The sequence below is a fragment of the Nitrincola lacisaponensis genome (assembly GCF_000691225.1).
GTDB lineage: Bacteria > Pseudomonadota > Gammaproteobacteria > Pseudomonadales > Balneatricaceae > Nitrincola > Nitrincola lacisaponensis.
The window spans coordinates 58539-73111 of the sequence record NZ_JMSZ01000015.1 but is presented as its reverse complement, the minus strand read 5'-3'; the positions used below and the strand labels follow the sequence as shown (position 1 = coordinate 73111).

Here is a 14573-nt window from a genome sequence, read left to right as displayed (position 1 = left end):
AAACATCACCAACGATTAGTCCTTGCCCAGTTGGGGTATTTTCGCGACCATCCGCATGGAAACGGTCAACTCTTCCAACTGCAACCAGGGACGCATCCAGGCCACTACGTTATAGGAACCTGGCTGACCAGGAACTTCCGTCACCATAACTTTGGCTTCTTTCAGTGGATAACGTGCCTTCATTTCAGGACCTGAATTCGGGTTATCGTTGACATAATTCATCAGCCAACGGTTTAACCAGGCTTCAACATCATCAGCTTCCATAAAGCTGCCAATCTTGTCCCGCGCCATGACTTTCAAGTAATGGGTAAAGCGTGACGTTGCCATCAGGTAAGGCAAACGCGCCGAAATGGCGGCATTCGCGGTGGCTTCTGGACGATCATACTTCTTCGGTTTCTGTGTCGATTGACCACCGAAAAACACCGCATAATCGGTATTTTTATAGTGACACAGGGGCAAGAAGCCCAGTTTTGACAGCTCAGCCTCACGTCGATCAGTAATACCGATTTCAGTAGGACACTTGAGATCCAGATCACCATCATCGCTGGTGAAAATATGTGCTGGCAGATTTTCGACCTTGCCGCCACCTTCTGCACCTCGAATCGAGGTACACCAGCCTGTTGTTGAAAAAGAGTGCGTCAGACGTGTGCCCATCACATACGCTGCATTCATCCAGCAGTAATCTTCATGCGGCAGGGGAAGTGCTTTACCATCCGGTGTTTTCAGAGCCTCTTCATAGTTGAAAGCTTCAACAGACAAGGTGTCCGAGCCATAAGGCAGTCGCGCCAGCGTACGTGGTAATGTCAGACTGACAAAACGGGAATCCTCTGAATCACGGAAGCTGCGCCACTTGATATATTCCTTGGAATCAAACACCTTCTCCAGATCGCGGGGACGTGATAGCTCATTCCAGCTTTCCAACCCAAACAGGCTGTGATCTGCCGCAGAAATAAACGGACAAAAGGCGGAAGCCGCCACATTGGACATCTTGGACAGCAGTTCAATGTCTTCAGGATGATTGGTAAACTCGAAATCACCAATCACTGCACCATACGGCTCACCACCGGGTGTGCCGAACTCGCTCTCGTAGATTTTTTTGAAGGTTTCACTCTGGTCAAACTCAACAGCCCGATCCAGGTCTTTATACAGCTCTCGCTTGGTCAGGTTCAGAACCCGGATTTTCAGGTTCGCATTGGTTTCCGAGTTATGTACCAGATAAGACAAACCTCGCCAGGAGCCTTCCAGCTTTTTGAAATCATCGGCGTGCATTATCTCAGCCAGCTGCGAAGAAATTTTACTATCGATCTGTGCAATCGCACGGTTAATAGTTTTGGCAATATTGCGGTCCCAGACCACAGTGCCTTCCTGCACCTCTTCAACCAGATTGCGGATCAAGTCACGGGTATCATCTGCACTGGTTTGCTTGGTGGCAGAAATAACACGCTCGAGGATATCTCCCTCATCCAGCAGTTGGGTCTCTGTCGCGTTCTGAGTCTTGAATTCATTCATCCTGGCCACCCTTCTCTTCACCTTTCAGACGCTCTGCCAGACGAGTGACCTCATCGGTACTCTGCAGCACACCTTCCAATAACGACTCCAGTTCTTCGGACCGATCTGACTTGGTCAGCAGGTCACGTAATTTATTCCGTGTATCCAGGAGCTTTTTCAGCGGTTCGACCTGCTCAACAAGATTGCCCGGCTCAAAATCTTCCATCGACTTAAAGCTCAGATTCACGGACATCAGACTGCCATCATCTGCCAGTGTGTTTTTCACTTTCAGATTCAGGCCCGGCTCCATTTTGCGCATAACATCATTGATATTATCCCGATCAATCTGGATAAACTTGCGTTCCGAAAGCGGCTTTTTCGGCGCTGTCGGATTACCGGTAAAGTCACCCATAACCCCCATGACGAACGGCAACTCTTTTTCCACCATTGCACCTTCAGTTTCCACATCATATTTGATGTGAACCCTGGGCTTGCGGACTCTTTCCAGTTTTTTGTGAATACTTTCATTCATGGTGCTATTCCCTTACTTATTGATCACTTCAACACCGGTGATCTTGTTGAAATTTGCGCGAGCGCTGTCATCTGTAATCAACTCACCGATCAATTCCGGCAAGCTTAAATCCCCCCAACGGTTGATGCGTTCGAGATTGTAGGCGATGGGTGAATGCGGTTCTGTCTCTTTAAAAAAGACAATCAGTTTTCGAATCAGAATAAAGGCTTCTTCACGGCTGGCTGGACGGTAGCGTTCCAGATTGAACACTGGCGTGGTAACCGAAGCGGGCGCGTCCTGAGGCTCAACGTCGGGCGCCGCCACATCCTCTGCCACAGGTACTTCAGCGGTGGTCCCGCCACCCGTCACACCGGATAAATGGATCGCCCGGTCCAGAGCTTCCTGAAGCAGTCCTTTGATCTGTGAAGAGGGTGGTGATTCATGCCCGCACTGGGCATACAGAAAAGCATCAATCTGGGTAAAACGATCAACACATCGCTGCAGCGTCTGAACAGCCGCCTGATGCACATCATCACCCAACTGAGCCACTTGTGACTGCAGCTGTTCATAATCCATCAACCCCTTGCGTTTCAGGGCTTCCTTTTTCTGGGGGTCTTTGGTCTCGGACACTTCGAACGCTTTGATACAATCCAGCAGTGAAATGTTCTGTCCTTGCGCAAACAGGGGTGCCATACGCAATGGCATAATCAGTGCACCTTCCGATGACACCCCATTCAAGCCCGTCAGTGGAAACAGAGTGGACTCAAACCCATCTTCATCTTTCGGGTACAGGTTCGGCCAATAGCGTTCCAGCAACTGGTATAACAGGTCAAAGCTCTGTGCCAAACCAGCATAGCCTTCCAGACGAACCGCTGCTTCGATCACCCAGGCAACGACTTCGAGGTCCTTGCCCCCCCCTTCCAGCAGGATGATTGCTCGCTCATACAGAGTGCGCCAGCCCGGATAACCCGCATAGATATCATCAATACTCAACGCCTGACGCTCATCATTCCGAAGCGCATTTCGCAGGTCTTTTAATGTCTGAAACTCACCGGCTAATTCACCATAACGCAAGTCTTCGCCGTGAGGCATGTCGTCTGATATCGGTTGTTGCAATCGTTCCATGTTCATATTGCTGTCCTGATTTCAGCTGTTTACGATAGTGACTCAACCAGTACACGCAGGGTGCTGGGCTGATCCTTGACAGAGCCGGTATCAATCAGCTCTTCAAATTGATGCGTACCAGACACACTGCTGACTTCCAGGATGATGTCATCTTCAGGCAGAAAGCTATCCACTTCTGCGGTTAACATCACGAATGGCAGACTGCCAAGGCCTGCCAGGCGAACTTCTTCGACACGCATATTCAGATCATTCAGCAGCATTTTCAGTTTGGGATTGGATTCCATGACTTGATGCATCAAGACATAATGCAACAGATAGTCTTCCAGACGATTACCTTCGATCGCCTTGCGCTGCTGTACCTGATCCTTGAAATCACGCAAGTCAAAACCGCTATATCCCAGAATCCAACGATTTGGGGACAGTATCTCAAATGACTGAAGCTCAGCATTGTCATCTTCAATGGCACGCTCATAGCTGAATTTGTACAGACTTGGCGTGTGTGAATACACATCCACAGGCGCAGACAAAGGCTTCTTGAGATTAAATGGCTCCTCAGAGGCGATCGCCATATAGCGTTCCTGTATCAGATTAAACGCCAGGTCATCATTGGCCACCGTGGCCTTGCCCTGCCCATTGATATACTTCCCCAGAACACTGACTGGCGAAAAGGAACCCGTCAGGCAGGACAGATAGACTTCCAGGCGTTGCTGCAGCAGACCGGAGAGTTTCCGCGTCGTTCTGCGACTGGCGATTAGTTCGGCTGTATTCATCTCATCCTACCTATTACTCAATGTCACTCAAACGCGCATCCAGACGCGCCGCCCTTTCCATATACTGTCGAGCACGCGGATGTTCTGGTTCGAGGCTCAACACCCGCTGAAATTTTTCGATTGCCTGCCGTACCTCCTGAGCATGGAAATGACTCACCCCTTGACGATAAGGTGCCTCAACCAGTGATTCCTTCAACTGCTCATAAAGGCCTTGATCACGCTCAGAAGCAGGCTGCTCACGCAAAGCCCGGTAGGCAGCTGCAGACTGACCTCGCTGATGCAACTGGCGTGGTGTCGGCTGAGCAATACGCACAGGCTGCAGCGGAGTATCAGGCTCACTGACGACTTCCACCTCCTGACTGACCTCCTCCACTAGCGGTTGGATATCACTTTCTTCCACTGCAACAGTGTCCGGGGATGGCTGTTCAACCCGGGGAGAGACTGGCTGTTGCCGAACCGGCTGGCTGGCAGTGACGGCACGAGACGAGGCTTGCGGACGGCCGGACGGGCTGTTTTGGCGATAGTTTTCCAGTACAGCTATACGATTCAAATCAGGTACATAAACCTGACGTGTTGCAAGATAGTCTGGATTAAAATGTGCGTTGTAGCGTTTTAACAACACCGCGTAATATTCATTACCATAGACTCGCAATGACAGATCCGGGAGTGTTTCCTGGGCGCCCAGGTTGATACGCCGTACCTCATCCTCGCCGGCATCGCCGCTGAGCAAGCCAAACAGGTCAGCCGACTCCAGCTGAGCGGCTACCGCCTTGCTATCATCGTTAAACGGATCGGCAAACAGGGACATACGCAGGTGTTTTTGGGCTTCGGACTCATGACCACTGAAATACAATGCATTGAAACGCTGCAAATTCGCACGCCCCCCTTCACCCGCATTTTCAGTCAGTACACGCACTCCCACCTGATGAAGACCTTTGTAGAAATCCATCAGCTCAGCGTCACTCGCACGTTCCAGCGCCGATAAGGTCTCCGGCTTCTGATTACCTGCCGTACAGCCACTCAAAAGTACAGCTCCACTTATCAATAGCATGGCAACTCTAAACATCTGTGTTCCCCACGATCACAGCACTGACATTGTCTGTTGAACCTCTGAGTACGGCCGCATTAATCAGTGCCTTCAACGCTGACGTATAGTCATCGGCATAGTAAAGCGACTTACCCAGTTCTATCTGGTCCATCACGTTATAAAGTCCATCCGAGCACAACAGAAAAACGTCCTTGTCCTGGACATCGATTTCCAGCATTTCAAACTCCAACTCCTCTCGAACACCCATCGCCCGTGTCAGGATGTGATTAGCAGGATGAGATTGCGCATTTTCAGTCGCTTGCTCATCGAGTAAATGCTGACTTTTCAACACTTCATATTGCGTGTGATCAACCGTTACCTGCTCAAAATACACATCTCTCATGCGGTACAGGCGGCTGTCACCAGCCCAGAGCACATAGCCCCTATCGCGATACAGCACCAAGATAACGAAGGTCGAGCCGATAATTTGCTTCGACTCAAACATCTCATTGGAGATCGAATAGATGATCTGATTCGTGTTCTTCAACAAATCGATCAGTTTGTTGATAAATACATCTATGGAGCCAATCTCTTCAGCCTGCAAATCTTCAAGCGACTGGGTGATCAGACTGCTGGCAACGCCCCCTTCAAGATGTCCTCCCATACCATCAGCAACACACCAAAGCCCCAGCAGATCATCGGTATAGATTCGATCCTCATTGTTTTGCCTCACCGGCCCTGTAATACTCTCCCCTACGCTGATCCAGCATCCACCGGCCTTACGTTCTTCAGGCTGAGCTATTGAATCTAACGTCTCATCACGCATCGCTTACCGGTCCCTTGGTTAAAATCGACTGATAGTATTCTACTGGCGGCATACCCTCGACACGGCATAAGCGTTCCGGATGATCCAGCTCATACCACCAGGATCGCAAGCTGGAATCACTATCATGAGTGACCGAGTTTGCATCCATCATGTTCGCCAACGCGGTGACTTCTGCCCGCTCACTCAAGGCATTACACAAGGTTTCCACCTGCTTGCGACCATGCAAAGCACTCACCTGTTCTTCCAGAATAGCGGCCATGGCAGACGTCATTGTCTGTTTATCCAGATGCTCAGGAGAAACAGACTTTGAAATAAATACACCGCTGAATAACGGGAAATAACGCCCAACCCGGTCAACACTCGGGATCATGACTCCATAGAAAGAGGCTGAATCAGGACATCCGGCCTGCAAAACACAGACACAAGGCTCGGCTTGCAGAAAAGCGTCCAGCCATTGATCATGCCCCAACACCTGCTCTGTTTTTGCCAGCATTTCAACAGACCATTGATGCAAGGTTGTTTCCATGACAGCTGGCATATGCAACAACACATAATCTGAATGCGCAGGCAACTTTCCATAGATAGCCATTCTCATATCCATTAGTTGCACCTGATTGATTTAAATAAGTTCGTGTCAAAAGGGTTATAAACACTGCCCGCAACCAGCTCGAAACTTAAACGACGCCCAGAACGCGTGGAAAACTCAATCAGAAAACGTTCGCTATCAATCCGTGTCATGCGCCCATGATCAAACAGTCGGAACAGAGACCAGTCACCACGTTCGGTGATGGCTTCAGTATCCTGAGCTGTTTCAATGACCAGACGGGAAAAAGACTGGGTGGTCAACTGAGCTGATGGCCAGTCAAAGCGACGCCCCAGCTGTGGACCATGGGCATAACTTAACTCCTCGTTATCGATCACCAGTGTGACTTTCAGTATTTCAGGATCAACATCCCGGGGAACAACTTCAAAGCTGAGAGCTGGAGTATCTCCCCGGGGGCCAAAAAACATATTCTGGATGCGATTGCTCAGCTCAACCTGCCTCAACAGGGTATTAACACTGGCGGATTCAAAGCCTGTGACCTGTTGCCAACGCCATGGGGAACGGGACCGATCCACATAAGGAGACAGATAGGTTTGAAAATAGTCATCGACTATGCCACCAGCCGCAAAATAACTCGCCAGATCTCTCAGCGTAATTTCACGTGTTGCTCCTGCGGCAAAAGGATAGCGCCCTTCTATCATGTCACGACAGGCAGGCACCACATTACTGGCCCACTGGTTCTGGATGTAGCTGCGCGCCTGGGAGCCTGTTTCTGCTTTAGCAGAGTCCAGTAGCTGCGCCAGCCAGGTGGATAACGGCTGAGGTAAATTGGCAACATCCATTTCCAGCTGAGCAACCACCTCGCCCATTCCCTGATGGCTACTGGCCCGCATCCAGGCAGAGCGTTCTGCATTCACTGAATGCTGCAAGCCTTGCAGGTAAATTTTCAATGCCTCCAAACGCTCCAGCAAAGCCGACAGCAGCTCGGAGTCATCTGCCTCTGCTGATCCAGCAAAACGATTGATCTGACTGAAGACCGGCAATACTTCCAGCGACAAAAGCGACATAAGGTCATCACTGAGGGTAACCGGAACAATTGCCCCTGAAGACGGGTTAGCCAGGCGACTGACATCACCACCAGCGGATTTGAAAAAAGTCGAGAATTCAGTGTTGTCCCGTACCACACTTAACAACTGCCGTAACGGTGAGGCATCACTGGTCAACAGGTCTATTGCCTGAGCTTTAGCCTGTACATCCTCAATATTAACCAGCTGGATTGACTGTAAGGTATCCAGCCAGACCTTTTGATAGGTCTGTATGTACTGTCTGAAAAGCTCAGCCTTATAACGCTCCGCCAGTGCCTCGTCATAGCCCAGAATACTGGCATCTTCAGCCAGCATTTTTTCCAGAAAACCCGACTGTTGTGCAAAATATCGCTGGGCACCGATCCGGGTGTAAAGCCCGTCGATCAACACTTCCTGCATGCTTTTGCCTTCTACAGAGAAAATCAGCACACCATTAGTACCCATCAGATCGAGTAACCGATACCCCTGACTCACAGCGTCTGCAGCGGCATGTAACTCAATCTGAGTCAACAGGCGCGCAGCAACGGGTTGCTGCAACAGACTGCGTTGGGTCCGCACAATCAGTTCATCATTCAGTGACGGGTAGTAATGCTGTGGCAACAAGCCAACCAGTTGCTGGATATGGGCTTCCAGGGCCTGTCGACTGACTGCATCATACTGGCGAAAGCGACTGCCAAAATAACGGCTGATAAAGACAGAGTCGGGTTCCAGATACCCACCCAGCATCTGGTAAAGCTTAAGATCATCAAACACCCCATCTTCCTGGCGAACTAAGCGCTCTTCCAGATAGAACACCAGCCGGGGTAATAACAGATTAATCAACGCCCGATCGTATAACCGGACTGACTCTGAATGCATTTTGCCCGTTTGATTCAAACCAAACCCGGCAATGGCAAAACGGCCAGCAGACTGATGACTGTACCCAAACGGAATATCACGTGAGGTGTTCAGTATTGGCAGTATGTGCTCAATACTATGATCCGATTCCTGAAGCGTCTGACGTTGCGCCTCCACATCCGCAATTGCCTCATTGAACTGACTCAATTGCTTCGTATTCTGTGTAAAGCTGTAATACCATAAAGCGCTCATGCCTAAACATGCCGCAATCACCAGCGCATACCCACTCAGATAGAGCATGGAACGCACTTTTTCAAAACGGGCATTGTGTCCTGCCAAACCGGCTTCTTTGAATACCACTTCGTTCAACAGATTTTTTATAAAATAGCTTTTGCCCTTGCGTCCATCTCCATGACGACTGCGTCCCAAGTGTGCAGACAGACCACTGATGACTTTATCCAGTACCGTTCCATCCTGAATGCCGCTGGTAAAATACACACCACGCAGCATCAGGTCAGTTTCAAAACGGGTCGGCTTGAAACTGGTATCCAGCAACAGACTGATACGGTCTTGTAATGAGGCGACGATACGTGGAAACAGGTAGATCGCATCACGTTTATTCAGATCGGACTCATTTCTGAGACCATCCAGTACCTTCAGCTGCAGACGTTCAGTTAATAACTTGTGCTCAACCAGATAACGGCTGACAGGATCTTCCTGTCGGTCTGAAATTTTGAATGTACTTCCCCAGACTTGCTCTCGTCCTTCACTGTCCAGATGACCAAAAAACTCCTCAAAGCCCGGCAACAGATCCAGTTTGGTAAACACCAGATACACGGGGAACTCTATTTTCAATTTATCGTAGAGTTCATAGATCCTCTTTTTGATCAAGATCGCATCGGAAACGATATCTGCTTCATCTTTACGCACCAGATCTTCAACGCTGTATGCCACCACGATGCCGTTAATCGGCTTGCGTTTACGATACTTGGCTAATAACGACAGAAAGGTATTCCAATCCTTTTTATCTCGCGCCTGTTGATTGTCCTGTGTCGTGAAACGTCCTGCGGTATCCACCAGAATAGCCTGGTCCGTAAACCACCAATCACAGTTTTTTGTACCACCCACACCCCGGATTGATGCACCGAACTGATCCATCAACGGAAAGTGCAAACCTGAATTGATCAACGCAGTGGTTTTTCCCGATCCAGGAGGGCCAATTAACATGTACCAGGGCAGGCTATAGAGGTAATTCCCCCCGGCTCCGAGACTCTTTTGCCGTTTCAGCAAGCGAATAGCTTCTTCAAACTTGCCCTTGAACTCGGCTTCATTCGCTTTGTCACTCTGCTGCCCGTCGGATGTATCTGACTGCTGAACCATACCTTTTCCAAGCTGATCATGGCGTTTTCTCGCCAATATCCAGGTTCTGGCCTTGTACACCAGCGCAACTGCAAACAGTGTAAAAATCATGCTGCCGCGTGATAACGCGGACTGAAATGGATTGCTATTCCCCACGGACAATGCAGGCAACACAAACCAAATAATGGCAGCCAGAACCAGTAACGCAACCAGTCCCAGCACACCACCTATATTTTTAAAAACACCCAGAAACATCCTCATGCAGACATCCCTATCCTTAACGCCATTCTGAATTCGGCAACAGAACCAGCTCTACCCGGCGGTTCTGTGCACGACCTTCGGCTGTATCATTACCCGCCACAGGTTGAGTATCAGCCTTCGCATCGATGCTATAGCGTCCCTGTTCATTACCGGCTCGCTCCAACAGGCTTTTCACCTGCTCAGCACGAGCCTGAGACAAATGCCAGTTGGACGGGAAGCGCAGTGTATTGATCGGAATACTGTCGGTATGTCCCTCTACAATAATCCGCCCTTCAACATCCATCAGCGCAATACCAATATGATTCAGTAGTGCCGCGTAATCCGGTTCGACATCGGCACTGCCGGAGCGAAACAGCTGATCTGTATTAATAACGATACGAATCTGATTCTGTCGGTCATTAAGACTGACCAGTCGGCGTTCAACCTCCTGCTCCAACAAACGATTAACGCGTACCAGTACAGACTCATTTACTTCCGACACCTGCACCTGAAAATTGCCATGCTGCTCTGTCAGGGTGCGTGATGCATTCAGTAATGAATAGCTGGACTGATCATTGACCCGAATCAACAAGTAGAAATACACCACACACAACAGTGCGAGTAGAAAAATTGCCAGCACCCAAAGTGGCAGTGTGTTGCGGATTTTTTCCGCAACCACTTCTTCACCTTTCCAGTGAATAGATACAGGCTTGGGAATTGCACCACGAATCTGTGTAATGGTCCGATAAAGGCCATTTTTCAGTTCCAGCAGCTTGCTGGCTCGATCCGGCTCTATGGCATACTTTCCTTCAAACCCCAGCGCCAGACAGATATAAATCAGCTCAAGCAGATCAATGTTTTTTCTTGGATTTTTTTCCAGATTTCCCAAAATAACAAAGAAGTTCTCGCCTCCCCAGGTTTCTGCATGGAAGTAGCTGAGCAGACTGTGGCGACTCCAGTTATTTTTAGCGCCAAGAGGTGTATTCAGAACAAACTCATCGGCTGTGGCACAGAGTAAGTAACCCGCGACCTCGACCTCTTTAGAGTCGACATTGGCTTCGTAGGCTTTCTTCTCAAATGACTTGATAAGCTCAATCAGCTTGAGCTTGAGGTTTTCGGCGCTCAGCTGAGTCTCATAATTACGAATTGACGGCAGCATGGCCAAAATTTCAAACGCTGCATTTTCGATCAGGTTCAGGCCACTACTTAAGGATGAGATTTCCTCGATCGCCATTACTGACTCAACAGTACGCGCCGGACGATCCTGCCCATAGTCGATCTGACCGCGTCCGCCTGGAGTCGGTATTATGACCGTTCTATCACCACTAAAACCCATACACCATTCCTGTGTTACTGTTTGATTGCCCAGAGATCCATTTTCAATTCAGGGAATTGTTCACCTATGTGCAGTGCAATGGCACGATTCGCGCGAATGGCTTCCCACAAGCGCCCTTGAGCCTGCAATTCAAAATAAACCGCACCACCTTGATACGGAATCTGCCTGGGTGCGACTGGCATCGGCTCAATACGAATACCCGGTAGCTGACGGTTAACCAGTTGCGTAATATGTTCTACAGGCCCAATTTTCAGATGTGTCGGGAATTTGCTGCGCAGGGTTTCCTTGGGCAGCTCTGAAGACACCACCAGGACATAAGAACGCTCGCTGAGTTCTTCGCTGGGGATCATACCGATACGTACGCCATAGCTTTTTATCTCCAGCTCGATACGATACGCATTTTGTTCCAGCAACGTATTCAATGAACGGTTCAGTTCCAGCATCAACTCATCAAAGCAGCTTTGCAGATCCCGATGTTGATAATCCGGCATCTCTTTCAACACGCGGGTTTCTGATGTAAACGTTGCCAGCTCAGCCGCCAGCACCAACCCTTGCTCATACAGGTCAAGCGGGTGCAGTCCGCTTAACCGACAATAGTGCTCAAACAACGCCTTATAACGGTTCGTAATCTGCAGCAACATCAAATCGGAGATATCGGCAGCAGCCTCGGTACCGGCATTCAATATACGTTGCGAGTACAGTTGGCTGCGCAGTGTCAGCAATCCGGTAATTTCCCGGACATAACCCTGCAAATTGGGATCTGCGGTGACAAACAAGGAAGGTGGAATGAAACGTTTATCCAGACGGATTTCATCACCGGCCAAAGAATGCACTTTGGCAATCGGAATTACTGTATTTTGCTGATGTGTCAGACGCGCGGACTGCAACCGGATTTTTTTATGTGCAACTTCGATGTCAGCTACACTGTTCGTATCTGCCACAACATCGGTGAAAGGTTGTGTTTCTATACGGAACCGGGCATTACTGGCAGTTCGCTGAGGGCGATCAATCTCTATACTGCCTTGTTTCCAGAGCGGCAAACATAAATTGATCAGGTCACCTTCCTGCAGTTCACTGATATCCAGCGCATCAGGTAAGGTATCCGTGCCAGGCATATCAAAGGGCGTACCATCTTCAAAAATACCACTGCACTCTCGAAGCAGTACCTTGCCAATCTTCAAAGCCCCTTCATCAAGCAGCAACCGGGTAATACCCCATGCATTACCATTCAAGGCGGTAGTTTTCAGATTAATCAGTTTTTCGAAATAGCGATCCTGCTGTTGAAAATGCTGAGGACGAATAAACATCCCTTCAGTCCATGCGACCTTTTTTTGCCAACTCATCGGAATACTTCCCTTTATTTCTCGAATGAAACTACTTTACCTTCCAGGTTCACACGTAATTGCACATGATTATTCAAACTCAGGTATTTGCCTATAAAGCCACGGTTATCACCGACCTGAATCACATCACGCCAAACCGCTCGATCTATGTCCTGAAACGCCGCAACGACACCTACAAAACGGACATACTCGTCAATTTCGAACTGTATGCGCTCCTGAGTGCCAGGGCGTATCACTACGGATTTAGCCAAATCCGTGATACTTGCAGCCCGCTGATTGTGGAATTCAAAGTAGTCTGCTCGTACAAAAGCAGACTCCCTCTCCATCAAAAACACCTGCACTTCAACCGGCAATGACTGGTTCAGCTGGTTTGGATTAAGGTGCTCATCGGCGACCAACTCAACGCTGACAAAAAACTTGCCCTCCTGGCTACCAATAATGCGCATTGCATCAAGCGCACTACAGCCAGATAGCATCAGGAGCAGTAACAGAACAGCGCAGCGATGCTTAAGCATCATGCTTGAGTTTTTTAAGCTGATCTTCATATGCCATACCAAATTCCTTGATAAAAAATCCTTGCAGGTCATCTGACATACTTGCCTTCAGAGCCTCATAGAAATCCTTATACTCCTCCCAGCAGTTCACTTTTTTCATTCCGGGCATGCCACTCAGATGTCGCGGCTTACGCTGGAACTGCTGTTCAAGGGTTTCAGGATCCAGGCGATTTAACAGTTTAAACAAGGCTTCCTGAACACCGGACATCATCGCCAGCTGATGTGCCTGGATATCGGCAAAACTTTCCTCTATTGCTTTCTCACCCGATTGATATGCCTGGCTTTCGGAAAACAACACTATATTCAGCGCTTCACGGCCTGTTGGCGAAAACTTGAACGGATTATTGTCAGTCGGCTGGATCATGGTCTGCTGCAGACGAAACTCACCTTTTACCAACGAACGGGTAGCCAGTGTCTGGATCATGCCATTTGCAAAGGTTTTCAACAGCACACCCAGGCGGTCTGCCAGAAACGGCGCCTCCCTCACTCGGGCAGGGTCCAGATCTGCAGCCTGTAAAATGCGGTGCAGCAATTCTGTATCTGACAAGACTGACCCACCTGTACCGGAGCCCGCTTTCACAGTCTCAGAAACAGGAACATCTGGCATGGAGCGGGCTACAGGCTGACAAATAACAACCGCTTCTTCAACCTGACCCGGCTCTGGTGCTGGTTCGGCGCTACGAACCAGCTCCTCAGTAACATCAAGATGACGTTCCATACGCACGGGTGCGGGGTCAAACTCAGGAACAGGATCGGGCTCAGGAACAGACTCAGAAATAAAATCAGGCTCAGGGACAGTCTCAGCAAGAGGATCAAAAGCAGCCTCAGCTGTTACTGCATCCATGGTCAAAAACCAGTCATCAGGCAATACCGGTTGCTGAGTATCAGGCAGAGGTTTGGGCAATGGCGCTGACAGACTGGCGCGTTCAGGGCTTAAATGGTCATCGGTAGTTTTTGAATAGACCGGAACAGCAGGTGAAGAGGTATCCGCCAGCGCTGCGGCCAGCCCACCGGCAGCCACCGCATCAACTTGCAAAGCATCACCGGCATATGCAGGAGCACCTGTGTGCTGATCAATCGATACGCTGATGCGATAGTCACCAATACGAATCAGAGAGCCATGTTTAAGCACAGCGCTGCGACCTCGCCCAAGCGGGGTCTCTTGACTGTCCATAAACACGCCATTGGTGCTCAGATCCGTAATAATAAAGCTGTCATTTTTTCGACTGACAATACAATGCTTGCCAGACAAATGCAGATTCTCATCAGGGAGAACCCAGTGGTTGTCAGCGCCCCTGCCAATCGAAAGCAATTCACCTTCTAACTGGATTGAACATCTGTCTTTCAGCTGCGATTGCTGTTCGCTGATAACTCTCAGCTCCATCAGCATCTTGAACTCCTTTCAAGCTCCATTCAGACCTGCCATTTTGATTGCAGATCTTGCGTCTTAAACCCAACGTCACTGGCATACTTCCTAAACTGCCAGCCTTGGCGATAGCCGAAGATTTTAACATCTCCTACCAACCCT

The 14573-nt window shown here is 49.4% G+C and carries 12 protein-coding genes; all 12 read right to left on the bottom strand.

The genetic code is table 11. The features are described 5' to 3' along the window. Window positions 1–15: 15 nt before the first annotated feature. From tssC to tagH, 12 genes are read right to left on the bottom strand one after another with little or no spacing between them, the layout of a single operon-like run. The gene (gene tssC / locus ADINL_RS02665) at window positions 16–1509 is read right to left on the bottom strand and encodes a type VI secretion system contractile sheath large subunit (RefSeq protein ID WP_036543693.1); all 1494 of its coding nucleotides are present in this window, start codon (window positions 1507–1509) and stop codon (window positions 16–18) included. Then, window positions 1502–2020 (bottom strand): type VI secretion system contractile sheath small subunit, encoded by a 519-nt coding sequence (gene tssB, locus ADINL_RS02660; RefSeq protein ID WP_036543692.1) that lies wholly within the window; start codon window positions 2018–2020, stop codon window positions 1502–1504. The genes tssC and tssB overlap by 8 nt, the downstream gene beginning before the upstream one ends. A 12-nt stretch (window positions 2021–2032) precedes the next feature. Next, window positions 2033–3130: a type VI secretion system protein TssA gene (tssA, locus tag ADINL_RS02655; RefSeq protein ID WP_036543691.1), complete on the bottom strand. Its 1098-nt coding sequence runs from the start codon at window positions 3128–3130 to the stop codon at window positions 2033–2035. Between the two features lie 23 nt (window positions 3131–3153). Beyond that, window positions 3154–3894, bottom strand: a complete 741-nt coding sequence (locus tag ADINL_RS02650; RefSeq protein ID WP_036543690.1) for a hypothetical protein — start codon at window positions 3892–3894, stop codon at window positions 3154–3156. A 13-nt stretch (window positions 3895–3907) separates the two neighbouring features. Further along, a complete protein-coding gene (locus tag ADINL_RS02645) occupies window positions 3908–4945 on the bottom strand; it encodes a zinc-binding metallopeptidase family protein (protein ID WP_152547600.1) in 1038 nt (345 codons plus the stop codon). Window positions 4946–4952: 7 nt separating this feature from the next. After that, the gene (locus tag ADINL_RS02640; RefSeq protein WP_051632499.1) at window positions 4953–5747 is read right to left on the bottom strand and encodes a PP2C family protein-serine/threonine phosphatase; all 795 of its coding nucleotides are present in this window, start codon (window positions 5745–5747) and stop codon (window positions 4953–4955) included. Further along, the gene (gene tagF / locus ADINL_RS02635; protein ID WP_161667725.1) at window positions 5740–6336 is read right to left on the bottom strand and encodes a type VI secretion system-associated protein TagF; all 597 of its coding nucleotides are present in this window, start codon (window positions 6334–6336) and stop codon (window positions 5740–5742) included. The genes ADINL_RS02640 and tagF overlap by 8 nt, the downstream gene beginning before the upstream one ends. Window positions 6337–6347: 11 nt before the next feature. Beyond that, complete coding sequence (gene tssM, locus ADINL_RS02630; RefSeq protein ID WP_084154360.1) at window positions 6348–9833, bottom strand: type VI secretion system membrane subunit TssM; 3486 nt, start codon at window positions 9831–9833, stop codon at window positions 6348–6350. Between the two features lie 16 nt (window positions 9834–9849). Then, window positions 9850–11148, bottom strand: a complete 1299-nt coding sequence (gene tssL / locus ADINL_RS02625; RefSeq protein WP_036543681.1) for a type VI secretion system protein TssL, long form — start codon at window positions 11146–11148, stop codon at window positions 9850–9852. 14 nt (window positions 11149–11162) lie between these two features. Beyond that, window positions 11163–12491, bottom strand: a complete 1329-nt coding sequence (tssK, locus tag ADINL_RS02620) for a type VI secretion system baseplate subunit TssK (protein ID WP_036543680.1) — start codon at window positions 12489–12491, stop codon at window positions 11163–11165. A 14-nt stretch (window positions 12492–12505) separates the two neighbouring features. Then, window positions 12506–13009 carry a type VI secretion system lipoprotein TssJ gene (gene tssJ, locus ADINL_RS02615; protein ID WP_161667724.1) on the bottom strand — a complete coding sequence of 168 codons (504 nt, stop codon included), beginning with the start codon at window positions 13007–13009 and terminating at the stop codon, window positions 12506–12508. Continuing rightward, window positions 12999–14435, bottom strand: a complete 1437-nt coding sequence (gene tagH / locus ADINL_RS02610; protein ID WP_036543676.1) for a type VI secretion system-associated FHA domain protein TagH — start codon at window positions 14433–14435, stop codon at window positions 12999–13001. Before tagH ends, tssJ begins: the two co-directional genes overlap by 11 nt. Between the last annotated feature and the right edge of the window lie 138 nt (window positions 14436–14573).